The organism is Quatrionicoccus australiensis (assembly GCF_020510425.1).
Lineage (GTDB): Bacteria > Pseudomonadota > Gammaproteobacteria > Burkholderiales > Rhodocyclaceae > Azonexus > Azonexus australiensis_A.
On record NZ_JAHBAH010000001.1, the window covers coordinates 1,759,527 to 1,781,727 of the forward strand.

At 63.3% G+C, this 22,201-nt stretch carries 22 protein-coding genes; 7 read left to right on the plus strand and 15 right to left on the minus strand.

What is annotated here, in order from left to right:
* Positions 1–53: 53 nt before the first annotated feature.
* The 5 genes from KIG99_RS08430 (at position 54) to hemW (ending at position 4,590) form a co-directional block, all read left to right on the plus strand.
* Positions 54–1,001: a serine/threonine protein kinase gene (locus KIG99_RS08430; RefSeq protein ID WP_226459755.1), complete on the plus strand. Its 948-nt coding sequence runs from the start codon at positions 54–56 to the stop codon at positions 999–1,001.
* Positions 998–1,915, plus strand: coding sequence for a PP2C family protein-serine/threonine phosphatase (locus KIG99_RS08435; RefSeq protein WP_226459756.1), 918 nt, complete (start codon positions 998–1,000; stop codon positions 1,913–1,915). Before KIG99_RS08430 ends, KIG99_RS08435 begins: the two co-directional genes overlap by 4 nt.
* Before the next feature lie 9 nt (positions 1,916–1,924).
* Positions 1,925–2,641 carry a ribonuclease PH gene (gene rph, locus KIG99_RS08440; protein WP_226441458.1) on the plus strand — a complete coding sequence of 239 codons (717 nt, stop codon included), beginning with the start codon at positions 1,925–1,927 and terminating at the stop codon, positions 2,639–2,641.
* A gap of 62 nt (positions 2,642–2,703) precedes the next feature.
* Positions 2,704–3,291, plus strand: coding sequence for an RdgB/HAM1 family non-canonical purine NTP pyrophosphatase (gene rdgB, locus KIG99_RS08445; RefSeq protein ID WP_226459757.1), 588 nt, complete (start codon positions 2,704–2,706; stop codon positions 3,289–3,291).
* Positions 3,292–3,384: 93 nt separating this feature from the next.
* Positions 3,385–4,590 (plus strand): radical SAM family heme chaperone HemW, encoded by a 1,206-nt coding sequence (gene hemW / locus KIG99_RS08450; protein WP_226459758.1) that lies wholly within the window; start codon positions 3,385–3,387, stop codon positions 4,588–4,590.
* 50 nt (positions 4,591–4,640) lie between these two features.
* Here the strand turns inward: hemW and KIG99_RS08455 are convergent, their stop codons facing one another.
* The 15 genes from KIG99_RS08455 to KIG99_RS08525 all read right to left on the minus strand — a co-directional run bounded on the left by KIG99_RS08455 (position 4,641) and on the right by KIG99_RS08525 (position 17,156).
* The gene (locus KIG99_RS08455) at positions 4,641–5,393 is read right to left on the minus strand and encodes a hypothetical protein (RefSeq protein WP_226459759.1); all 753 of its coding nucleotides are present in this window, start codon (positions 5,391–5,393) and stop codon (positions 4,641–4,643) included.
* A 150-nt stretch (positions 5,394–5,543) separates the two neighbouring features.
* Positions 5,544–5,951, minus strand: a complete 408-nt coding sequence (locus KIG99_RS08460) for a YidB family protein (protein WP_226459760.1) — start codon at positions 5,949–5,951, stop codon at positions 5,544–5,546.
* Between the two features lie 107 nt (positions 5,952–6,058).
* Complete coding sequence (locus tag KIG99_RS08465) at positions 6,059–7,738, minus strand: ABC-F family ATP-binding cassette domain-containing protein (protein ID WP_226459761.1); 1,680 nt, start codon at positions 7,736–7,738, stop codon at positions 6,059–6,061.
* Positions 7,735–8,139 carry a YchJ family protein gene (locus tag KIG99_RS08470; RefSeq protein ID WP_226459762.1) on the minus strand — a complete coding sequence of 135 codons (405 nt, stop codon included), beginning with the start codon at positions 8,137–8,139 and terminating at the stop codon, positions 7,735–7,737. The genes KIG99_RS08465 and KIG99_RS08470 overlap by 4 nt, the downstream gene beginning before the upstream one ends.
* Positions 8,136–9,053 carry a recombination-associated protein RdgC gene (locus tag KIG99_RS08475; RefSeq protein WP_226459763.1) on the minus strand — a complete coding sequence of 306 codons (918 nt, stop codon included), beginning with the start codon at positions 9,051–9,053 and terminating at the stop codon, positions 8,136–8,138. Before KIG99_RS08475 ends, KIG99_RS08470 begins: the two co-directional genes overlap by 4 nt.
* A 16-nt stretch (positions 9,054–9,069) precedes the next feature.
* The gene (locus tag KIG99_RS08480; protein WP_226459764.1) at positions 9,070–9,345 is read right to left on the minus strand and encodes a hypothetical protein; all 276 of its coding nucleotides are present in this window, start codon (positions 9,343–9,345) and stop codon (positions 9,070–9,072) included.
* Positions 9,346–9,351: 6 nt separating this feature from the next.
* Complete coding sequence (gene trmB, locus KIG99_RS08485; protein WP_226459765.1) at positions 9,352–10,143, minus strand: tRNA (guanosine(46)-N7)-methyltransferase TrmB; 792 nt, start codon at positions 10,141–10,143, stop codon at positions 9,352–9,354.
* Positions 10,140–10,922 carry a thiazole synthase gene (locus KIG99_RS08490; protein WP_226459766.1) on the minus strand — a complete coding sequence of 261 codons (783 nt, stop codon included), beginning with the start codon at positions 10,920–10,922 and terminating at the stop codon, positions 10,140–10,142. Before KIG99_RS08490 ends, trmB begins: the two co-directional genes overlap by 4 nt.
* 104 nt (positions 10,923–11,026) lie before the next feature.
* Positions 11,027–11,230: a sulfur carrier protein ThiS gene (gene thiS / locus KIG99_RS08495; protein WP_226459767.1), complete on the minus strand. Its 204-nt coding sequence runs from the start codon at positions 11,228–11,230 to the stop codon at positions 11,027–11,029.
* 4 nt (positions 11,231–11,234) lie between these two features.
* A complete protein-coding gene (locus tag KIG99_RS08500) occupies positions 11,235–12,005 on the minus strand; it encodes an SDR family oxidoreductase (RefSeq protein ID WP_226459768.1) in 771 nt (256 codons plus the stop codon).
* Positions 12,006–12,650 carry a thiol:disulfide interchange protein DsbA/DsbL gene (locus KIG99_RS08505; protein WP_226459769.1) on the minus strand — a complete coding sequence of 215 codons (645 nt, stop codon included), beginning with the start codon at positions 12,648–12,650 and terminating at the stop codon, positions 12,006–12,008. It abuts the gene before it with no gap.
* A 3-nt stretch (positions 12,651–12,653) separates the two neighbouring features.
* Positions 12,654–13,274 (minus strand): SPOR domain-containing protein, encoded by a 621-nt coding sequence (locus KIG99_RS08510; RefSeq protein WP_226459770.1) that lies wholly within the window; start codon positions 13,272–13,274, stop codon positions 12,654–12,656.
* 8 nt (positions 13,275–13,282) lie between these two features.
* Positions 13,283–15,058 (minus strand): arginine--tRNA ligase, encoded by a 1,776-nt coding sequence (argS, locus tag KIG99_RS08515; protein ID WP_226459771.1) that lies wholly within the window; start codon positions 15,056–15,058, stop codon positions 13,283–13,285.
* Positions 15,059–15,105: 47 nt separating this feature from the next.
* Positions 15,106–15,615: a DNA-deoxyinosine glycosylase gene (locus KIG99_RS08520; protein WP_226459772.1), complete on the minus strand. Its 510-nt coding sequence runs from the start codon at positions 15,613–15,615 to the stop codon at positions 15,106–15,108.
* A gap of 29 nt (positions 15,616–15,644) precedes the next feature.
* Entirely contained in the window at positions 15,645–17,156 is a 1,512-nt protein-coding gene (locus tag KIG99_RS08525; protein WP_226459773.1) for a GGDEF domain-containing protein, read from the minus strand.
* Between the two features lie 224 nt (positions 17,157–17,380).
* Between KIG99_RS08525 and ubiB the strand changes: the two genes are divergently transcribed.
* Positions 17,381–18,901 carry a ubiquinone biosynthesis regulatory protein kinase UbiB gene (gene ubiB / locus KIG99_RS08530; RefSeq protein ID WP_226459774.1) on the plus strand — a complete coding sequence of 507 codons (1,521 nt, stop codon included), beginning with the start codon at positions 17,381–17,383 and terminating at the stop codon, positions 18,899–18,901.
* A gap of 6 nt (positions 18,902–18,907) precedes the next feature.
* Positions 18,908–22,186: a DEAD/DEAH box helicase gene (locus tag KIG99_RS08535; protein WP_226459775.1), complete on the plus strand. Its 3,279-nt coding sequence runs from the start codon at positions 18,908–18,910 to the stop codon at positions 22,184–22,186.
* The last annotated feature ends 15 nt before the right edge of the window (positions 22,187–22,201 follow it).

The following is a 22,201-nucleotide window of genomic DNA, read 5'->3' on the forward strand; positions in this document are numbered from 1 at the left end:
AGGCCGGACAACACGCCCGAAAATGCCTGATACGCATCATAACCGCGAGCCCAATGGCGCAACAAGCCAATCAGCCGTTACCCAACGGCTTCCAACTGGAAGAGTACACGATAGACCGCCAGCTCTCGCTCGGCGGCTTTTCCATCGTCTACCTGGCGACCGATGCCGACGACCAGCAGGTCGCGATCAAGGAGTACCTGCCGAACAGTCTGGCACTGCGCAATGACGGCGACGTCAAACCGGTGATTACCGCCGAACACCTCGGCGCCTTCCGCTACGGCATGAAATGCTTCTTCGAAGAAGGCCGTTCGCTGGCCAAGCTGTCGCACCCGAACGTGATCCGCGTGTTGAATTTCTTCCGCGCCAACGACACCGTGTACATGGTCATGGAATATGAGCATGGCCGCACGCTGCAGGAATTCATCCACAAGCACCAGGGCCACATTTCGGAACGTTTCATCCGCGGCGTATTCACCCGCATGCTGAACGGCCTGCGCGAGGTGCATGCGCACAAGCTGCTGCACCTCGACCTCAAGCCTTCCAACATCTACCTGCGCAGCGACAACACGCCGGTGCTGATCGACTTCGGCGCCGCGCGCCAGACCCTGATCACCGACCAGCCGATCCTCAAGCCGATGTACACGCCGGGTTTCGCCTCGCCCGAGCATTACGGTTCGCGCAAGGATCTCGGGCCGTGGAGCGACATCTACAGCGTCGGCGCCTCGATGTACGCCTGCCTGGCCGGCTCTGCGCCGCAGGCGGCCGACGAGCGCATGAAAAAAGACACCCTGGGCCCGGCGATGATGCGCTGGGAAGGCCAGTACTCCGACCGCCTGCTCGAGATCATCGACTGGTGCCTGAACCTCAACCATCTTTACCGGCCGCAAAGTGTCTTCACGCTGCAGAAGGCACTGGTCGAAACGATTACGCCGCCCAGCCCCAAGGATGCCGAGCACTGGCTGGACCGCCTGGTCGGAAAATTCCGGAAGCCGACTAAATGAGATTCAGCATTTATCAGGACAGCCTGCAGGGCGGCCGCGCCAACAACGAGGACCGCACCACCTATTGCTACTCGCGCGACGCACTGCTGATGGCGGTGGCGGACGGCATGGGCGGCCACCATTACGGCGAGATCGCCGCGCAGATCGCCATCCAGACGCTGGCCGACAGCTTCCAGCACGAAGCGCAGCCGCTGATCGGCGACCCGTTCCGCTTCCTGCAAAAAGCAATGAGCAATGCGCACCACGCCATTCTCGACTACGCGACCCTGCATCACCTGAAAGACTCGCCGCGCACGACCTGCGTCGCCTGCCTGGTCCAGGACAATGTCGCCTACTGGGCACACGCCGGCGACTCGCGCCTGTTCCTGATGCGCGACGGCAAGGTGATCACCCAGACGCGCGACCACTCGCGCGTCCGCCTGCTCATCGAGGAAGGCCTGATTACCGAAATCCAGGCTGCGCACCACCCGGATCGCAACAAGATCTACAGTTGCCTGGGCAGCCCGACGCCGCCGGAAATCGAGTTTTCGCGCAAGACACCACTCGAACACGGCGACATCCTGCTGCTGTGCAGCGACGGCCTGTGGGGCGTCACCTCCGGCGAGCAGATGGCGATCAGCCTGCATGGCACCAACCTGCTCGAAGCCGTACCGACCCTGATGAAACAGGCCGAAATCAAGGGTGGACCGCATGGCGACAACCTCTCCGTGGTTGCCGTGCGCTGGGAGCAAAGCTATGTCGAGGAAGCAACCAGCTCGATCTCGACGCAGACCATGACCCAGGGCGAAGTGACGACGCGACTTGAAGAGTTCGGGCGCAACCCGGCTTACAAGAGCGATCTGACCGAAGACGAAATTGAAAAGGCGATTGAGGAAATCCGCAACGCCATCGACAAATACAACCCGAAAAAATAAGGAATCCCCATGCGCCCCAGCCAACGCCAGGCCGACCAGCTCCGCCAGGTCCGCATCACCCGCAACTTCACCCGCCATGCCGAAGGCTCGGTGCTGATCGAGATGGGTGACACACGCGTCCTGTGCAATGCCAGCGTCGAAGAAAACGTGCCGCCCTTCCTGCGCGGCAAGGGCCAGGGCTGGGTCACCGCCGAGTACGGCATGCTGCCGCGCGCCACCCACTCGCGCAGCTCGCGTGAAGCCGCCAAGGGCAAGCAGACCGGCCGCACCCAGGAAATCCAGCGTCTGATCGGGCGCAGCCTGCGCGCCGTGGTCGATCTCAAGGCGCTCGGCGAACGCCAGATCACGCTTGACTGCGATGTGCTGCAGGCCGACGGCGGCACGCGTTGCGCCTCGATCACCGGCGCCTGGATCGCGCTCTACGAAGCCTGCGAGAAGCTGGTCACCGCCGGCAAGCTGCCCGCCAACCCGGTGCGCGACCACGTCGCCGCCGTTTCGGTCGGCATCTACAACGGCGCCCCGGTGCTCGACCTCGATTACCCGGAAGACTCCAACTGCGATACCGACATGAACGTCGTCATGACCGGCGCTGGCGGCATCGTCGAAGTCCAGGGCACGGCCGAGGGCGAACCGTTCACCCGCCAGCAGATGAACGTGCTGACCGACCTCGCCGAAGCCGGCATCCGTCAGCTAATCGCCGCGCAGCAAAGCGCGCTGGCCAGTTGAGCATTTTTACTGTTTTCCAGCGGTCGACCGCTGGAAAAGGCACTTTTTCCGCTACCTGAACCATGAAAAAACTCGTCCTCGCCTCCAACAACGCCAAGAAGATGAAAGAACTCAACGCGCTGCTCGCGCCGCTCGGCTTCGAGGTCATCGCGCAGGGCGAGCTCGGCATCCCGGAAGCGGAAGAGCCGCACTGCACCTTCGTCGAGAATGCGCTGGCCAAGGCGCGCCATGCGTCCAAGCTGTCCGGCCTGCCGGCCCTCGCCGACGATTCCGGCCTGTGCGTCGCGGCGCTCGGCGGCGCGCCCGGCGTCTATTCGGCACGCTATGCCGGCGAGCCGAAATCGGATGCGCGCAACAACGAGAAACTGTTCGCCGAACTCGGCAGCAACCCGGACCGTCGCGCCCATTTCGTCTCGGTACTGGTCCTCGTCCGCCACGCCGACGACCCGCAACCGCTGATCGCCGAAGGCGAATGGCACGGCGAAATCCTGCCCGCCTCGCGCGGCGATGGCGGCTTCGGCTACGACCCGCTGTTCTTCGTGCCGGCCTTCGGCCAGACCGCGGCCGAACTCGATGCCGACACCAAGAACAGTGTCTCGCATCGCGGCCAGGCCATGCAGAAGCTGATCGAGCGGCTGCCGGCGCTCTGACCCGGCCAGCGGTCGACGCCCCGAAAACCGCAAAAACTGAACTTCCGGGCGCGCTGACCGCTCTCTGTCCGATTGCCCCATTCCGGAAAGCCCATGGCCCGCACCATTCCCATTTTTGCCCAAAAAGCGGTGTCGACCGCCCAGGCGCTCGAATTCCGCGTCTCGCCGCCGCTCGCGCTCTACGTGCATGTGCCGTGGTGCGTGCAGAAATGCCCCTACTGCGACTTCAACTCGCATGAGGCCAACGGCGAGATTCCCGAACGGCAGTACGTCGACGCGCTGATTGCCGACCTGCAATCCGCCCTGCCGCTGATCTGGGGCCGGCCGGTGGTCAGCGTCTTCTTCGGCGGCGGCACACCCAGCCTGCTCTCGCCGGCGGCCGTCGACGAACTGATCACCGCCTTCCGCACCCTCGCCATGCTGGCGCCGGAAGCCGAAATCACGCTCGAAGCCAATCCCGGCACGGTGGAAGCGGAGAAATTCGCCGGCTTTCGCGCTGCCGGCGTCAATCGCCTGTCGCTCGGCATCCAGAGCTTCAACGAAGGCCATCTCAAGGCGCTCGGCCGCATCCACGATGCCGGCGAAGCGAAACGCGCCGCGCAACTGGCCGGCGAGCATTTCCCCGCCTTCAATCTCGACCTGATGTACGGCCTGCCCGGCCAGACGCTGGAGCAGGCGCTCAGCGACGTCGATACAGCGCTATCTTTCAAGCCCAGCCATCTCTCGTGCTACCAGCTGACCCTGGAGCCGAACACCCGCTTCGCCGCCTTCCCGCCCGAACTGCCGGAAGGCGACACCTGTGCCGACATGCAGGATGCGATCGAGGCAAAGCTCGCTGCCGCCGGCTTCACGAATTACGAAACCTCGGCCTTTGCCCAGCCCGGCCGGCAATGCCGCCACAACCTCAATTACTGGTATTTCGGCGACTACCTCGGCATCGGCGCCGGCGCCCACTCCAAACTGACGCTGCACGACCGCGTGCTGCGCCAGATGCGCTGGAAACACCCCAAGGCCTATCTGGAAAACATCGCCAGCGGCAATCCGGTGCAGGAATCGAACGAAGTCGCCGCCACCGACCTGCCCTTCGAATTCATGATGAACGCCCTGCGCCTGGCCGACGGCTTTCACCCAAGCCTGTTCGAAGCGCGCACGGCGCAACCGCTCGGCCTGATCCTGCCGCAACTGAAAGCGGCGGAAGCCGAAGGACTGCTTGAGGTCGGCCCGGAAAAGATTGCGCCGACGCTCAAGGGACGGCGCTTTTTGAATGTGTTGCTGGAGCGGTTTCTGGAACGGGAATAGGCCGGATCGCGGCCAGCCCGGACGTTATGACAGTCACCAAACCGAGAAAATCAATCGTTTGAAGGTGGCAAACCTTCCTTGAACGAAACCAGCTCTCTCACGTCGCTGAAATAGCGCACTCCGGCAGGATCAAAGCGCTCCTTGACATACTTGACGTAATTTTTTGTCTCGGGCGAGTACCACACCGCTTCGTAAATACGACCGGTCACAGTCGTCTCGCCTGCCTTTTTCGCAGCAGTGACAGTCACAACCTGGTTCGCCGTCATCTGCGTTTGCTGGGACGAGGAAACAGCAGGGGGCCTGGTTTCAGTCCAGTTACCTTCCGCCTCGATTTTCCAGGCCTTGAACTTACCGGCGGGGACATCAACATTCTCCATGCCAACAACCTGATAAAGCAGATTCGAACTCCTTGATTTGAAACTCTCGCTCCCCAAGTTTTCCTTTTCCTCCAGTTCGACCTTCCAGTCCTTCCCCGTTTTCAGCGGAAAATCGAGCGGTCTCGCAACGATGGTTTCTTTACCATTCACACTCTTGGCAACACTCCAGTCATGGGCCGCCATCAATTCAACCGGGGGACGCGCCAAACCCACCTGGGCAACTGAATAATAGATTCGTGAGGGAGTGACGCGTGAAACATCCAACTGGAAGCGGACTTGTTTCCAGCCATCCTTGGCTGTTTGCAGCGTCTGCTGAAAGAGCCATGAATCGCCAACACGGATTTGCGGCTGGCTAACCGATTGGGCCATGACCAGCGCCGAAGAAATTGGCAAGAACAGGAGAAAGCAAAGGGCACGCAGCAACATTTAATGCCTCGAGAATATTAATGACCGCAACATTCTAAATCGGCCGTTCATATTTGGCATATTCATATCTTCTCGAATCGGCCAGATTCCGCCCCAAAAACAAAAAAGCCCCGCCATTCCGGCGAGGCTTTTCGGGTCTGGCAAACCAACTCAGCTGAACAGCTTGCCCTTGAGCAGATCCAGTCCCTGCGCCAGCAAGTCGCCGCCTTGCGGGACTTCACCGTTCGGGGTCAGTTGATCGACGACCTGCGGCAGCATGGAAGCGAGGCCGCCCGAGATCTGCTCGTTCGACATGCCGAGTTTGGCGGCGAGATCCTGCAGCGTCGAGTTGCCGAGCACGGACTGGATCTGCTCGGCCGAGATCGGCAGGTTCTGACCGGTCGACACCCAGGAATTGACGATTTCCGCCAGGCCGCCCTGCTGGAAGGACTGAACGAGACCGCCCAGGCCGCCGGTTTGCGGGTTGTTGACGAGTTGCAGCACCGTTTCCAGCAAGGCATTGCCGCCGCCGGACTGGCCGCCGGAGAGCGCACCAACTACCTGATCAAATAAGCCCATGACTGTTGCTCCAATGAATGATTGTCAGGGCATGCTAGCCGATCAACATGACGGGAAATGTGAAAATTTGCGAACATTCCCCGTCCATCCGACGGCGTTCCCGGCGCTCAGGCGGCCAGCTTCTTCTGCGCGGAGGCAGCCTCTTCGCGCACGCGCTTGGCTTCTTCGAGCAGGTAGCGCTGGTAATCCTCGAGGTCGCCATCGAAGGGTTCGACGCCGCCCTTGGAAACCAGCCAGAACTCGTCGCATACCGAGCGCAACATGGCGCGGTCGTGGCTGACCAGCATGACGGTGCCTTCGAACTCGTTGAGCGCCACGGCCAGTGCCTCACGGGTATTGAGGTCGAGGTGATTGGTCGGCTCGTCGAGCAGCAGCAGGTTGGGGCGTTGCCAGACCAGCATGCAAAGCACCAGGCGCGCCTTTTCGCCGCCGCTCATGGTGCCGACCGCCTGCTTGACCATTTCGCCGCCGAAATTGAAGGTGCCGAGGAAATTGCGCAGTTCCTGCTCGCGGCCCGGCACGTTGCTGCGGCCGTTGGCGATGGCTTCCTTGGCCAGGCGCACCATGTGTTCGAGCGGCGTGTCCTGCGGCCGCAGCACGTCGAGTTCCTGCTGCGCGAAGTAGCCGATGTTGAGGCCCTTGCCTTCGGTGACGTCGCCACTGATCGCCGCGATGTCGCGGGCGATGGTCTTGACCAGCGTGGACTTGCCCTGGCCGTTGGCGCCGAGGATGCCGATACGCTGGCCGGCCATCACCGAGCGGTTGATGCCGCGCACGATGGTGGTCGGCGGCGTGCCGGCCGGCGCATCTTCCGCCGGCGCGTAGCCGATGCTGACGTCCATCATCGAGAGCATCGGGTTGGGCAGGTTCTGCGGTTCCTGGAACTCGAAGGTGAATTCGGCATCGGCCAGCACCGGCGCGATCTTCTCCATGCGCTCCAGTGCCTTGACCCGGCTCTGCGCCTGCTTGGCCTTGCTCGCCTTGGCCTTGAAGCGGTTGATGAAGGACTGCAGGTGGGCGATCTTGTCGGCCTGCTTGGCCATCGCCGCCTGTTGCAGCAGCATCTGTTCGGCACGCATGTCTTCGAACTTGCTGTAATTGCCGCCGTAGCGGACCAGCTTGGCATTGTCGATGTGCAGCGTGACACCGGTGATCGCGTCGAGGAATTCGCGGTCGTGGCTGATCATGATCAGCGTGCCCGGATAGCGCTTGAGCCAGGCTTCGAGCCAGACCAGGGCATCCAGGTCCAAGTGATTGGTCGGCTCGTCGAGCAACAGGATGTCGGACGGGCACATCAGGGCGCGCGCCAGTTGCAGGCGCATGCGCCAGCCGCCGGAAAAGCTGTCCACCGGGTTGTGCAGTTCGGAAACCTTGAAGCCGAGACCGAGGATCAGCGACTGGGCGCGCGCTTCGGCATCGTGCTCGCCGGCGTCGTTCAAGGCCATGTAGGCTTCGGCCATGCGCATGCCGTCGTCGCTCGCTTCGGCGTCGTGCACCTCGTTGCGGGCGGCGAGCAGCTTGGTGTCGCCGTCGATGACGAAGTCGGTGGCCGATTGCGCGGTTTCCGGCATGTCCTGCGCCACCTGGCCCATCTGCCATTGCTTGGGAATCGAATAGTCGCCGCCATCCTCGTGCAGCGTGCCGTTGAGCAGCGCGAACAGCGTCGATTTGCCGGCGCCGTTGCGCCCGACCAGGCCGACCTTCTCACCTGGATTGATGGTGACGGAGGCCTTGTCGAGCAGCACCTTGGAAACACGGCGCAGGGTGACGTTCTTGAGAATGATCATGCGGAATTCTTTTCCTGGGGATTGAGGTCGCCGTCGACGTAGAACCAGCGCCCGTCCTCGCGGACGAAGCGACTGATTTCATAGAGGCGGTAGCCGCGCCCGCCGATGCGGTAGCGGGCGATGAATTCGACGACGGCGTGATTCTCGTCGATCACCTGGTGGCGCTTGATGTTGAGGCCCAGCCATTTCGTGCCGTCGTCGCTCAGATCGAGTTCGGGCGGGCGCGTCGAGGCGTGCCAGCTGCTCAGCAGATAAGGTTCCAGGCTGAGCACGTAGGCGCTGTAACGCGAGCGCATCAGCGCTTCGGCGGTCGGGGCATTTTCGGCCCCGGCGTGCAGTGGACCGCAACAGGCCGCGTAGGGCTTGCCACTATTGCAGGGACAAGCCGCTGCCGGCTTCATGGCGTGTCGACGACTTCGCCGCCCAGAGCTTCAACGATTTGCGGCAGGAAACGCGCGAATTCGCCGGTCATCAGCGCGAAATCGGCATCGAACTGCTCGTCGGCGCGCTCGGCGCTCTTCTCGGCTTCTTCCTTCAACAGGTCGAGGAAGGCGAGGCGCTTGATTTCCAGCTTTTCGCCGAGCACGAAGGAGATGCGGTCGTCCCAGGTCAGGGCCAGCTTGGTCGGCAGCTTGCCGCTCGCCAGGTGGGCCTTGATCTCGCCGGCAATCTCGTCGCCGTCGAGCGGATGCTTGACGTAACGCACCGCCGATTTTTCCTCGCCGGCCGCCTTCAGTTCGCAGTCGCGGTCGATGGTGAAACCGGCCGGGACGTCGCCGCCGGCCAGCCAGTCGGCCATCACCGTCTGCGGCGAAAGCTTGGTGTGGAGCATGCTGAGCGGGAACTCGTCGAGGCAGTGACGCAGGTGCTCGATGACTTCCTCAGCCTTGGCCGGGCTGGCGGCATCGACGCAGAACCAGCCGTTCTGCGGATCGATCCAGACGAAGGTGGTGCGGCGGCGCGTGAAGGCGCGCGGCATCAGCTCTTCGGTAACGCGCTCGCGCAGTTCCTTGAGCTGCTTGCGGCCCGGCGCGTAACCCTGCTGCGCCTCGATCGCTTCGGCGCGTTCCTTGACTTCCTCATTGACCACCGAGGACGGCAGCAGGCGCTGCTCGACCGAGAGGGCGATCATCCACTGCCGACCGAGCGAAAAGACCAGCGCGCCGTCGCGGCGCGGCGACACCCAGCCGCGACTCATCGGCTGGTTGCTCGGGCATTTCACGAAGGGGCCGCGCGCCAGCAATTCCTCGAACTTGGCGAGATCGATATTCCACGGCGTCGGCAGCCGGTAAACCTGAAGATTCTTGAACCACATGACAGTATTGATGCTTTCAAAAAAGTTTGCTGATCGCCTGCTGTTCACGCAGGGCGAGTTTTTCCAGGCCTTTGACGACTTCGGCAGAGGCCCCCTGGCGTGCCGCATGCGCGAGAAAATCGCTCAGCGCCGGCATGAGCGGCGCCTCCGATTCCCGCCAGACGGCGTTGAATTCCTGCTTGCTACGGCGGTTGACCGTCAGCCGGCCGCTTTTCATCGGCACCAGGCGAACGTTTTCGCCGTCGTGACGAATCACGATGGCAAGTTCGGCCTGGGCGTTGCGGACCAGCATGCCGGCTTAACGCTTCCGGAAGATGACGTCCCAGACCCCGTGTCCGAGACGCAGACCGCGATTCTCGAACTTGGTCAGCGGCCGGTATTCCGGACGCGGGGCGAAGCCGGCCAGGCCTTCGGCGCGGTCTGCCTCGATCGCGGCAGCCAGCGCAGCGGTCGACGGACCGGAAACGCTGTTTTCCAGGCTGGCTTCGCGGCCGAGCACGTCGAGCATCTGCAGCGCGTAGTTTTCCCAGTCGGTGGCGCAGTGGAAATAGCCGCCCGGCTTGAGGCGCGAGGCGAGCAGCGCGACAAACGGCGACTGGATCAGGCGGCGCTTGTTGTGGCGCGTCTTGTGCCAGGGATCGGGAAAGAAGATATGGACGCCGTCGAGCGAGCCTTCCGGCAGCATATCGCGCACCACTTCCACGGCATCGTGCTGGCAGATGCGCAGGTTGGTCAGACCGCGTTCGGCGATCTGCTTGCACAGCGCGCCGACGCCCGGCACATGCACTTCGACGCCGAGGTAGTCGTTGTCGCGATTGGCATCGGCGATCCTGGCGGTGGTTTCACCCATGCCGGTGCCGATTTCGAGGATTTTCGGGTTATTTCGGCCGTAGACCGCTGCCAGGTCGATTTGCTGTGGCGCATAGACGATGCCGATCTTCGGCATCATGTCGGCGTAGTAGTTTTCCTGCGCAGATGACATGCGGCCGGCGCGGCGCACGTAGCTCTTGATATGACCGTGGCCCTCGCGGCCCTCGGTGTAGGTGCCGTCGCCTTCGACGGCAGGTTGAATCAGGGGGGTATCGCTCATGAGCCGATCAGTCCGGTGGTCGGCGACGAAGGGTCGGCCGAGTAGTATTTGCGGGCCATGCGGCCGGCCAGGAAAGCCTCGCGCCCGGCCTCGATGCCCTTTTTCATGGCGCTGGCCATGAGGACAGGGTTTCTGGCGTGCGCGATGGCGGTATTCATCAGGACGCCGTCACAACCGAGTTCCATGGCGATGGTGGCGTCCGAAGCGGTGCCGACGCCGGCATCAACGATGATCGGCACCTTGGCGTTATCGATGATCAGGCGCAGGTTCCACGGATTGACGATGCCCATGCCGGAGCCGATCAGCGAGGCGAGCGGCATCACCGCGACGCAGCCGATGTCTTCGAGCATCTTGCACTGAATGGGATCGTCGGCGCAGTAGACCATGACCTCGAAACCTTCCTTGACCAGGGTTGCCGCGGCCTTGAGGGTTTCCGGCATGTTCGGGAAAAGATTGGTCGGGTCGCCGAGGACTTCGAGCTTGCACAGCGGGTGGCCGTCGAGCAGTTCGCGCGCCAGACGCAGCGTGCGCACCGCGTCGTCGGCCGTGTAGCAGCCGGCGGTGTTGGGCAGGATGGTGAATTGCGACGGCGGCACGGCATCGAGCAGATTCGGCTGGCCGGCGTCCTGGCCGATATTGACGCGGCGCACCGCGACGGTGACGATCTCGGCGCCGGAAGCATCGAGCGCGGCGCGGGTTTCGGCAAAATCCTTGTACTTGCCGGTGCCGACCAGCAAGCGGGAACGGTAGGTCTTACCGGCAATAGTCAGTTGGTGCATTTTTTTAGGATCCAGTTATTAGCGATTAGCTGCTAGTGATTGGTCAAGCGGTTGGTCTGCGGCGCGATTACTCGATCCTAACAGCTCACCGCTCGGTCCTCGCCTCAGCCGCCACCGACGGCAACGACGATTTCGAGCTGGTCGCCGGCCACCAGGGAGGTCGTCGCGTGCTGGCTTTTCGGGACGATTTCGCCGTTGCGCTCGATGGCGATGCGCTTGCCGGCGTAGCCGAGCGCCTCGACAAGGCCGGCCACGCTCAGCGGGGCGGGAAACTGGCGGCTTTCGCCATTGATCTTGAGTTCGAACATCGGGCTATTTTAACAAGCTGCGCGGCTTTCTCGGCGCGCTTGTGAACAGTCGGTCATACAGCCAGTTGGGCAACAGGCGCAGCACTTTGGCGACAACACCCATCTGCCAGGGAATCACCGTGTAAGTCGTGCCGCGCGCGATGGCTGCCGCGAAACGCTCGGCCGCCTGTGCCGCCGGCAGCAAAAAAGGCATTTTGTAGGGGTTGACCGCTGTCATCGGCGTCGCGATGTAGCCGGGCGCAATGGTCACCACCTTGATGCCGTAGGGCCGCATTTCCAGGCGCAGGCTTTCGAGATAGGCGATCGCCGCCGCCTTCGAGGCCGAATAGGCTTCCGCCCCCGGCAGGCCGCGAATGCCGGCGACCGAGGCAATGCCGACCAGGCGCGCCCCACTTCCGGCCGCCTTGATGGCCGGGATGAAGGGCGCGAAGGTCGCCGCCATGCCGAAAACATTGATGTCCATGACCCGCCTGAACACCGCGAGGTCTTCTTCGCATTCGCTCAGCGTGCCGGCCGAGACGCCGGCGCTGGCGATCACGATGTCGGGCGCACCGAAACGCTGCAGGAAATCGGCAGCCGCCGCATGCAGGGCGGGCGCGTCGGCCACATCGAGCGGATAGCAGGCATGCCGGCCGCCAAGACGGGCGTTGAGCGCCGCCAGGCTATCGCCACGCCGGGCCGCGAGACCGAGCGTGGCGCCTTGTGCGGCGTAGTAAACGGCAAGCGCCTCGCCGATACCCGACGAGGCGCCCGTGATGAAGACTTTCAGGGACAATTATTTCTTGCCGGACTTCTCGGCACGCGCCTTGACCACCAACTTGTCGGCAATCGCCAGGGCTTCATTGAAGTCACGTCCGCCGACCTGATACTTGCCTTCGATGACCAGGGTCGGGACACCGCTGATCTTGTACGACTGGGTCATCTGCTCGGCGCGCTTGAGCTTGCTCATGACGCCGAAGGAAGCGTAGGCCTCGCTGAACTTCTTCTGATCGACGCCCTTCTTGACCACCCACTCGAGCATCACCTTGTCGTCGAACAGACTGACGCGCTCCTGGTGAATGGCCTTGAAGATGTCGGCTTCGAGGCGCGCCTGGTCACCGGTGATTTCCAGCGCGTAGAAGAGCTTGGCAACATTCGCCCAGGCAGCACGCCCAAAGCTGACCGGCACCTTCTTGACGACCACATCGCCCGGCTGCCTGGCCACCCAGGCGGCCAGCAGCGGATTGAAATCGGCACAGTGCGGGCAACCGTAGCTGAAGAACTCGAGCACTTCGATCTTGGCAGAATTCTCCGTCGGCTGGGCCGGGACGATGGGCGTGTAATCGCTGCCGGCGGTCTGCGCAAAGGCAGAGCTGGCGACGGTCAACGCCGTACCAAAGGCAAAAATGGCGGCAACGAAACTGCGGCGGGCAAGACTCATGCGTTACTCCTTGTTTTTGGCAAGTTGGGCGTCGATGCCAGCTTTGGCAAGATCGGCGCGGGTTTTGTTCAATTCATCGATCTTCGTATAGGGGCCAACCCGGACGCGATACAGGGTCTTGTCCTGGATCATCACCTGCTGGATGACAGCCTCCACCCCCATAAACGCGAGCTTCGCCTTTTGGTTGTCAGCATCCTGTGCCGTGCTGAAGGAACCGGCCTGCAGGAAGAGCGGCGTCTTGCTCTCCTTCGACTCTTCCTTCTTCGCTTCGTCCTTCTTGGGCTCTTCCTTCTTCGCCTCCGGCTTGGCGGCCTTGTCCGGCACGGCGTCGGCCTTGCCGGGCAGGATGTCGTAGAACTGGAAGCGTTTTTCCGGAATCGGATCACCCGGCTTGCCGGGCAAGGCCATCGGCTCGACCGGCTTGCCGGCGGCGGCAACCGGCTCCGGCCTGGTCGGCGCCGGCCCCTTGTTGGCAAAGGGCAGCGGCGACTTGTTCATGTACCAGACCACCCCGGCCGCAACAGCCACCCCGAGCACCAGGCCGATGAACATGCCGACCAGCGTACCGCCGCCGGATTTCTTCTTGGCCGGCTGGTTGCGGCGGGATTTCATATCGCGACTCATGTTTTTCCTTACATCGATTCCGGGCAGCTCACACCCAGAATGGCCAGACCGTTGCGGATCACCTGACGGACCGCCGTCGCCAGCGCGACGCGGGCATCGCGCAGGGCGGCATCATCGACCAGCATGCGTTCGGCGTTGTACCAGCCGTGGAATTCGCCGGCCAGATCCTTCAGGTAGAAGGCGATCAGGTGCGGCGCCAGATCGCGGGCGGCGTTGGCGATGACATCCTTGAACTCGACCAGCTTGTTGGCAATCGCCAGTTCGCGCGGATTGACCAGCAGCGCCAGGTTGGCTTCGGCCAGCGTGGCCGGGTCGCCGGCATGGCTGTCGAGCCACTGGTTGATCACCGAGCAGACGCGGGCGTGGGCGTACTGGATGTAATAGACCGGGTTTTCGTTGGTCTGGCTCTTCGCCAGATCGAGGTCGAAATCGAGGTGCTGGTCGGACTTGCGCAGCGCGTAGAAGAAACGGCAGGCATCGTTGCCGACTTCGTTGCGCAGTTCGCGCAGCGTCACGAACTCGCCCGAACGCGTCGACATCGACGCCTTCTGGCCGTTGCGGTAGAGCACCGCGAACTGGACCAGGGCAACCTGCAGCTTGTCGGGATCGAGATCGAGCGCCTTGATCGCACCGGTGACACGCGGGATGTAGCCGTGGTGGTCGGCGCCCCAGATGTTGATGACCTTGTCGAAACCGCGCTCGAACTTGTTCAGGTGATAGGCGATGTCGGAGGCGAAGTAGGTGTAGAGACCGTTCTCGCGCTGCACGACACGATCCTTCTCGTCGCCGAAGGTGGTCGAACGGAACCAGCGGGCGCCGTTCTGCACGTAAAGATGGCCCTTCTGTTCGAGCAGGTCGACACAGCGTGCGACCAGGCCGGTGTCGTACAAGGCTTTTTCGGAATACCAGACTTCGAATTCGACGCCGAATTCCTTGAGGTCGTCGCGGCAACCGGCGAGTTGTTCGTTGAGTGCGTGCTGGTGCACGTAATCCCAGTCCGGGCCGAGCAGTTCCTTGGCGTTGGCGATCAGGGCATCGAGCTGCGTTTCGCGCTGCTTCTTGGCCTCGTCATCGGCACGACCGGCTTCCGGCTGCCCCGGCGTACCGGCGACAACGGCTTCTGCGCTGCGCACGAACTTGTCGCCGTGGGCATGCGTCAGTTGCTCGGCCATGCCGCGCACGTAGTCGCCCTGATAACCGTTGGGCGGGAACTGGACGGAAACGCCGTGCTGTTCGAGATAGCGCAGCCAGGTCGACAGGCCGAGGATATCCATCTGGCGGCCGGCGTCATTGACGTAATACTCGCGCGTCACATCCCAGCCGGCGAAGGTCAGCAGACTGGACAGCGAAGCACCGTAGGCGGCGCCGCGGCCATGGCCGACGTGCAGCGGACCGGTCGGATTGGCGGAGACGAACTCGACCTGCACCTTTTGCCAGCCGCCCTGGGTCGAGCGGCCGTAATTTTCGCCTTCGATCAGCACCTGCCTGACGGCGCTGGTCTTGGCGCCGGCGTCGAGCGTGAAATTGATGAAACCGGCGCCGGCCACTTCGGCCTTGGTCACCAGTGCCGAGACCGGCAGCTCATTGACCAGTTGCTGCGCAATTTCGCGCGGATTCTTCTTCAGCGCCTTGGCCAGCTGCATCGCCAGATTGGTCGCGAAGTCGCCGTGCGTCGGGTCGCGCGGGCGTTCAAGTTGAATGGGAGTATCGGTTGCGCTCGGGGCAACGCTGTCCAGCGCCTGTTGCAACAGGGCGGTCAGCCGGGATTTGACGTCGTGGGCCATTGATTTGCAGCTAAAAATCCAAAACGGCGATTATACGCTGCCCGCGGCTAGATATTGGCCTGGCTGATGATCTGCGACCAGGTCGCCAGCTTCTTGTCATAAGCGAGCGCGGCATGCGCCGGACTGGTCGACGGCAAACGCTGCAAAACCAGACCGCCATCGGCCAGCGTCGGCAGCACCAGCCGGCGAAAGGCTGTCTCGGCCGCGGCACCGTTGAAGAAAATGTGCCTTATGCAGCGGTTGACCGCCAAGAAAGCGGCAAAATCATTGGCCTGCACACTCGCGGCGACAATATCCGCATCCAGGCTGCCCGGGCGTTCACAGGCGGCCATTACGTCCCACAAGGAGACGCCAGTGGCCTGCAGTTTTTCCAGGCGCTGCGCGTAGGGCAACTCCGGGCCGGCCCCGAACAGATCGCCCATGATGCGCCAGAAGGCGTTGCGCTCATGCGCGTAGTACTGATTGGCAAGCAACGAAGCCTGGCCCGGCATGCTGCCGAGAATCAGCAGACGGGCATCGGCCGCGACCACAGGAGGAAAACCTTGCGCCAGGGACATGCCGGTTTGCGGACGAATTTGCGGACGACTCAATCGCCCATGACGCGGTTCTTGCCGGCGCGCTTGGCGAGATACATTGCCTGGTCGGCGCGCTTGATCGCATCGGCACCGGACTCGTTCGGCTGCAACTGGGCAACGCCGGCGCTGAAGGTGATCAGCACCTTGTCCTTGCCGGACAGGAAAAAGGCGCGGGTCAGCTCGCGCTGCAGGCGCACCATCGCCTCGATGCCCTGCTCGAGCAGGGTATCCGGCATCAGGATGATGAATTCCTCGCCGCCGTAACGGGCCAGCGTATCGGTCGGGCGCATGCAACGCCGGGCAACATTGGCGAGATGGACCAGCGCGTTATCACCCGCCTCATGCCCGAGCCGGTCGTTGAGCTTCTTGAAATTATCGATGTCGAGCAGACAGACCGAGAGCGGCGTTTCCTTGCGCTGCATGCTGGCGATCTCGCGCGCCAGCGCCTCGTCCAACCCCTTGCGGTTGAGCGCATCGGTCAGCGGATCGTGGCGGGCCAGCGCACTGGCGCTATCAAGCTCGCGATGCAGGTGGGCGAGTTCGGCTTCGGTACTCAGCACCTTGTCCTGCAGGCAGCGTAATTGCTCGCGCGAGCGCGCCGATTCTTCGGCCATCGAGCGGGTCGCGACGATGACATCCTTGAGCAGCGGCGCCAGCTCCTCGATGCGCTCGACCTTCTCGATCTGGCGGGCGCTTTCCTCGATCTTGCCCTGGAAGGACTCGCTCGACGCATTCATCGTCGACAGGCGCTCGATGAAGGCCGCCAGCATCTGGCGCATTTCTTCCTGCACCTCGATCGAACGGGTCTTGGCCTCGTGCTGCCTGACCAGCACGTCACGCAGGCGTCGCTCCATCTCATCCAGATGACGCAGTGTCAGCGGTGGCGCAACGGCAACCAGCAGACCGTCGATCTGTCCCTTGAGCCAGCGATCGTCAAGGCTCAACTCACCGATGTTTTCGATGATCAGGTGCAGCAGGTTGAGCAGGGATTCCTTGATTTCGACCTGTTCCTCGGCCGCAAACAGCACCTGGTGCGTCATCAGGGCCAACTTGCCCTGGACCACGGGAATTTCAACCGCCGGCTGCCGCAAGGCCAGCAGAAAGTCGGCGGCAGTCGCCGTGACCCGCTCGTTTTCATCGCCCAGCGCCGGCAGGATGCACTCGACAAAGCGCGCCAGCTTGGCCGCCAGTTCGGCCGGCAAGACCGGCGGGGCAAGCGCCAGGGAATTGCTTTTTTCGCCGGCCGCGACAAAGCCGAGAAAGGCTTCCTGCACACCACTCCAGGTGCGCCGGCCGATGGCTGCATCAAGCTCGCTCAGCGCCTTCTCCTGCGCCTCGTTGCGCGCCTTCAGCTCGATCGCCAGCTGACGCAATTGCTGATCAGGAAATGGCGCCACATTCGGCAGATTGGCAATTTCGTTGTAACAGGCCTGAAAATTGGCCGGGGTCGGCGCCATATGCCGTACCGCCAGACACCTGAGCGCTTCCCGGGCGATTTCGGAAGGATTTTTTGATTCGTTCATGAGCGCAGGCCAGGGCAACTTTCAACAAACAGGACGCACGGCTTGCGTGCCTGTCTGACGAGTTTATCGCAAGATGCCCGTCTGGCATCAAGAACCTTGCAAGCTCGCGAAAGCAAGGCCGGGGCAGTCGGCAAAAGCACAAAACACGGGGCCACAACCGGCGGGCACGTGTTAACATGCTCGTTTGACCCAACTGCCCGGCCCGCCCGGCATCGACTGCCGCCATGCGTCTCCTCCGCCTGCTCAAGATCGCCTCCGTGGCCAGCCGTTTCGGCCTGGACGAGATGGTGCTCGAACATGAGCCGAGCGGTCGCCTGGTCCGCCTCGCCAACGCCCTGCAGTTCTGGCGCGACCTGTCGGCTCCGCGTGCCGTCCGTCTGCGCCTGGCCCTCGAAGCGCTCGGCCCGATTTTCGTCAAGTTCGGCCAGGTGCTGTCCACCCGGCGCGACCTGATGCCGGCCGACATCGCCGACGAACTGGCCCGCCTGCAGGATCGCGTACCGCCTTTCGACTCCGCACTGGCTCTGGCAGAAATCGAAAAAGCCTACGGTCGACCGGCCAGCGAGGTATTTGCCGAATTCGACCCGGTGCCGGTCGCCTCGGCCTCGATTGCCCAGGTGCATTTCGCCAAACTGAAGGACGAGGATGGCGGACACGAAGTTGCCGTCAAGATCCTGCGCCCCAATATGCTGTCGGTGATCGAGCACGACCTGGCGCTGATGGACAATTTCGCGCTGCTCCTCGAAACGCTGTGGGCCGACGGCAAGCGCCTGAAGCCGCGCGAAGTGGTCGCCGAATTCGCCAAGTACCTGCGCGACGAGCTCGACCTGATGCGCGAAGCGGCCAACGCTTCGCAATTGCGCCGCAATTTCGTCGACTCCCAACTGCTGATCGTGCCGGAAGTGCACTGGGACTGGTGCACCTCGACCGTGATGGTCATGGAGCGCATGCACGGCACGCCGATCTCGCAGATCGACAAGCTGCGCGCCGACGGCATCGACCTGTCGAAACTCTCCGCCGCCGGCGTCGAGATTTTCTTCACGCAGGTTTTCCGCGACGGCTTCTTCCATGCCGACATGCATCCCGGCAACATCTTCGTGCATGCCGACGGCCGCTACATCGCGCTGGATTTCGGCATCGTCGGCACGTTGACCGATAGCGACAAGAATTACCTCGCCCAGAACTTCCTCGCCTTCTTCCGCCGCGACTACAAGCGCGTTGCCGAAGCGCACATCGAATCGGGCTGGGCGCCCAAGGAAACCCGCGTCGACGAGTTCGAGGCCGCCATCCGCGCCGTCTGCGAACCGATCTTCGATCGGCCGCTCAAGGACATTTCCTTCGGGAAAATCCTGCTCCGGCTGTTCCAGACCTCGCGCCGCTTCAATGTCGAGATCCAGCCGCAACTGGTGATGCTGCAGAAAACCCTGCTCAACATCGAAGGCCTCGGCCGCCAGCTCGACCCCGAACTCGACCTCTGGAAAACCGCCAAGCCCTTCCTCGAACGCTGGATGAGCGAGCAAATCGGCTGGCGCGGCCTGGTCAAGACCTTCAAGCAGGAAGCGCCTTATCTGGCGCGCAGCATTCCGCAACTGCCGCGGCTCGTGCATCAGGCGCTCAGCCAGCCCCACCAGGCCGACCTGCAGCCGCAACTCGAACAACTGATTGCCGTCCAGCGCCAGCAGAACCGCTGGCTGGCGATCATCGCCCTGCTGCTTGCCTGTCTCGCCGCCGCGCTTTTTCACTGAACCGGAATGACCGCCACCACCCTGGACAACTTCACCGAAGACGACCTGATCGACTGGCTGGGCGAAGACGAACTCGCCAAGGCCCGCTCCTACGTTGATCTGGTCCAGGACCTGGACATCGAAAGCGAGCGCGTCCGCGCCATCGTCCCCGGCTCGGCACGCAAGCCCTACACCTCGATCGCCCGCATCGTGCAGCACAAGGATGGCAACGTGTCGCTGATCAGCGGCTGCACCTGCGCCGCCGGTGTCGATTGCAAGCACGTCGCGGCCATCCTGCTGAAGACCATCGAAGAGCGCAACCCGGTCGAACGGGTCAGCCCCGGCGTCCTCTCCTGGGTCGAAGACCTGCGCCGCGCCTCGGTCGCCGTCGCCAAGAAGAAAGCCAGGCCGAGCGGCGCCCGGCAGCAACTGTTCTACATCCTGAAATGGACCGCCGACCAGCGCCATTTCGGCGTCGAGATCCGCAAGGGCAAGTACCCGGAAAACGCCGAGGAATGGTGGAAGATCGACCGCGCCCTGGTCACGCCGCCGCAATTCGTCAACGAGGAAGACCTGGTCATCCTGCGCCTGCTGTGGGCCGATCGCGGCCACGAAAGCGGCCTGCGCGCCTTCGCCCTCGGCCCGAAACACGGCGCCGAAGCACTGCAACGCATCGCCGCCAGCCATCGCCTGTATTCCGGCGACGACCTCAGCCTGCCGCTGCACGCCGGCCCGGTACGCCCGGCCGGCATCGGCTGGCAGATCGACACCGCCGGCTTCCAGCGCCCCTTCCTCAAGCCGGAACCGACGGCCGACATGGTCGTGACGGTCGACCCGCCCTGGTATCTCGATTTCAACGCCGGCGAAACCGGCCCGCTCGAAGTCACCGGCAATCCGTCGGTGGTCAGCCGCCTGTTCAGCCTGCCGCCGCTCTCCGCCAAGGAAGCGGCGCTGGTCGCCGAAGCCCTGTGCGAACTGGCGCCGGAACTGCCGCCGCCGGCCGAAGATGCCAGCGCCCGCCTGCGCCTGATCGACGCGCCGCTGCAGGCCATCCTCCAGCTCGACACCCTGCATACGCACGGCAACCGCGCCTGGCGCGGCTATCCGCAGAATTTCAACGGCGGCCCGTTCGACATCGCCCGCGTCGTCTTCCGCTACGCCGATGCCGACATTCGGCCGGATGAGCGCCACGAATTCATCACCCTGCCCGAAGGCGAGACGGTGCGCCTGAAACGCCGCCCGGAAGCCGAAGCTGCCGCACTCAAGGTGCTTTCCGGCAGCGGCCTGGAGAAGATTCCCGGCCACACGCTATCCACCTTCGGCAGCCCGCCGCAGGGCATCTATGGCCTGGCCGAAGAAGGCTACTGGTCGAGCTTCATGCAGGACGGCTGCGAACGCCTCAAGACCGCCGGCTGGCAGATCGAATTCCCCGAGGATTTCCGCCACCACGTGCTCGATGTCGACGGCTGGGAAGCCGACCTCGTCGAGGCCGACAACGGCTGGTTCAACCTCGACATGGGCATCATCGTCGAAGGCCAGCGCCTGCCGCTGGCGCCGCTGCTGGCCGGCCTCTTCCGGCGCGACGCGCGCTGGCTGGAAGCCCTGCAGCTGACCTTCATCCCCGACGACGAGCCGGTCGAACTGCAAACCGCCAACGGCAAGCGCCTGCGCGTCCCGGCCGGGCGCATCAAGCCGCTCGCCGCAACGCTGATCGACCTGTTCGACGGTTTCAGCGGCGGCAACACGCTGCGCCTGTCACGCTTCGACGCACCGCGCCTGGCCGAACTCAACGACATCAGCCGCTGGCAGTTCAAGGGCCAGGGCGACATTCTGGCGCTTGCCGACAAGCTGCGCCTGGCGCAGGGCATCGTCGATATCGAGCCGCCGGCCGGTCTCGGCCTCGAATTGCGTCCTTACCAGAAGGAAGGTCTTGCCTGGCTGCAGTTCCTGCGCCAGCAGAACCTGTCCGGCATCCTCGCCGACGACATGGGCCTCGGCAAGACGGCCCAGACGCTGGCCCATCTTCTGCTCGAAAAGGAAGCCGGCCGCCTCGACAAGCCGGCTCTGATCGTCCTGCCGACCTCGCTGATCTTCAACTGGAAGAACGAGGCGGCTCGCTTCGCCCCGGCCCTCAAGGTGCTGTCGCTGCACGGCCCGGAACGCAAGAGCCGCTTCGGCGAAATCGCCGAACACGATGTCGTGATGACCACTTATCCGCTGCTCTGGCGCGATGCCGACGTGCTGATGCAGCACAGCTACCATCTGCTCATCCTCGACGAGGCGCAGACGGTCAAGAATGCCCAAAGCCAGAGCGCCGAAGCGGTTCGCAAGATCGATGCGCGGCATCGCCTGTGCCTGACCGGTACGCCGCTGGAAAACCACCTCGGCGAGTTGTGGAGCCAGTTCGACTTCCTGCTGCCCGGCTTCCTGGGCACCAGCAAGCAATTCACCAAGCACTGGCGCACGCCGATCGAAAAACTCGGCGACACCCAGCGCCGCGCCCTGCTCGCCCGCCGCATCCGCCCCTTCATCCTGCGCCGCAAGAAGGAAGACGTGGCGCAGGAACTGCCGCCCAAGACCATCATCATCCGCTCGGTCGAGCTCGAAGGCAGCCAGCGCGACCTCTACGAAACCGTACGCGCCGCGATGGATGCCAAGGTGCGCGACGAAATCGCCCAGCGCGGCTTTGCGCGCAGCCAGATCGTCATTCTCGATGCGCTGCTCAAGCTGCGCCAGGTCTGCTGCGATCCGCGCCTGGTCAAGGCGACGGCGGCCACCAAGGTCAGGGAAAGAGCCAAGCTCGACCTGCTGATGGCGATGCTGCCGGAGCTGGTCGATGAGGGCCGCAAGATTCTCGTCTTCTCGCAATTCACCAGCATGCTGGCGCTGATCGAGGACGAACTGAACGCGATCGGCATTCCCTACGCGCTGCTCACCGGCAGCACCGACGACCGCGAGGCGCCAATCCGCCGCTTCCAGGAGGGCGAAGTACCGGTCTTCCTGATCAGCCTGAAGGCAGGCGGCGTCGGTCTCAACCTGACCGCCGCCGACACCGTCATCCACTACGATCCGTGGTGGAATCCGGCGGTCGAAAACCAGGCCACCGACCGGGCGCACCGCCTCGGCCAGGACAAGCCGGTCTTCGTCTACAAACTGATTGTCGGCGGCAGCATCGAGGAAAAGATTCTCGCCCTGCAGGAACGCAAGGCCGAACTCGCGGCCGGCATCCTCTCCGACGACCACCGCGTGGACGTCAAGTTCGGCACCGACGACCTGGCAGCATTGTTCGAGCCGCTGCCAGGCTAGACGGTCGACTGTAAA

Bases quoted from the DNA above. Each gene is read 5' to 3' on its own strand.
- KIG99_RS08475 (WP_226459763.1), bottom strand. From the start codon at position 9,053: ATGTGGTTCAAGAATCTTCAGGTTTACCGGCTGCCGACGCCGTGGAAT.
- rph (WP_226441458.1), top strand. From the start codon at position 1,925: ATGCGCCCCAGCCAACGCCAGGCCGACCAGCTCCGCCAGGTCCGCATC.
- trmB (WP_226459765.1), bottom strand. From the start codon at position 10,143: ATGAGCGATACCCCCCTGATTCAACCTGCCGTCGAAGGCGACGGCACC.
- KIG99_RS08490 (WP_226459766.1), bottom strand. From the start codon at position 10,922: ATGCACCAACTGACTATTGCCGGTAAGACCTACCGTTCCCGCTTGCTG.
- rdgB (WP_226459757.1), top strand. From the start codon at position 2,704: ATGAAAAAACTCGTCCTCGCCTCCAACAACGCCAAGAAGATGAAAGAA.
- KIG99_RS08480 (WP_226459764.1), bottom strand. From the start codon at position 9,345: ATGCTGGTCCGCAACGCCCAGGCCGAACTTGCCATCGTGATTCGTCAC.
- ubiB (WP_226459774.1), top strand. From the start codon at position 17,381: ATGCGTCTCCTCCGCCTGCTCAAGATCGCCTCCGTGGCCAGCCGTTTC.
- KIG99_RS08465 (WP_226459761.1), bottom strand. From the start codon at position 7,738: ATGATCATTCTCAAGAACGTCACCCTGCGCCGTGTTTCCAAGGTGCTG.
- KIG99_RS08430 (WP_226459755.1), top strand. From the start codon at position 54: ATGGCGCAACAAGCCAATCAGCCGTTACCCAACGGCTTCCAACTGGAA.
- KIG99_RS08505 (WP_226459769.1), bottom strand. From the start codon at position 12,650: ATGAGTCTTGCCCGCCGCAGTTTCGTTGCCGCCATTTTTGCCTTTGGT.
- thiS (WP_226459767.1), bottom strand. From the start codon at position 11,230: ATGTTCGAACTCAAGATCAATGGCGAAAGCCGCCAGTTTCCCGCCCCG.
- KIG99_RS08470 (WP_226459762.1), bottom strand. From the start codon at position 8,139: ATGAAGCCGGCAGCGGCTTGTCCCTGCAATAGTGGCAAGCCCTACGCG.
- KIG99_RS08455 (WP_226459759.1), bottom strand. From the start codon at position 5,393: ATGTTGCTGCGTGCCCTTTGCTTTCTCCTGTTCTTGCCAATTTCTTCG.
- KIG99_RS08525 (WP_226459773.1), bottom strand. From the start codon at position 17,156: ATGAACGAATCAAAAAATCCTTCCGAAATCGCCCGGGAAGCGCTCAGG.
- KIG99_RS08510 (WP_226459770.1), bottom strand. From the start codon at position 13,274: ATGAGTCGCGATATGAAATCCCGCCGCAACCAGCCGGCCAAGAAGAAA.
- argS (WP_226459771.1), bottom strand. From the start codon at position 15,058: ATGGCCCACGACGTCAAATCCCGGCTGACCGCCCTGTTGCAACAGGCG.
- KIG99_RS08520 (WP_226459772.1), bottom strand. From the start codon at position 15,615: ATGTCCCTGGCGCAAGGTTTTCCTCCTGTGGTCGCGGCCGATGCCCGT.
- KIG99_RS08535 (WP_226459775.1), top strand. From the start codon at position 18,908: ATGACCGCCACCACCCTGGACAACTTCACCGAAGACGACCTGATCGAC.
- hemW (WP_226459758.1), top strand. From the start codon at position 3,385: ATGGCCCGCACCATTCCCATTTTTGCCCAAAAAGCGGTGTCGACCGCC.
- KIG99_RS08435 (WP_226459756.1), top strand. From the start codon at position 998: ATGAGATTCAGCATTTATCAGGACAGCCTGCAGGGCGGCCGCGCCAAC.
- KIG99_RS08460 (WP_226459760.1), bottom strand. From the start codon at position 5,951: ATGGGCTTATTTGATCAGGTAGTTGGTGCGCTCTCCGGCGGCCAGTCC.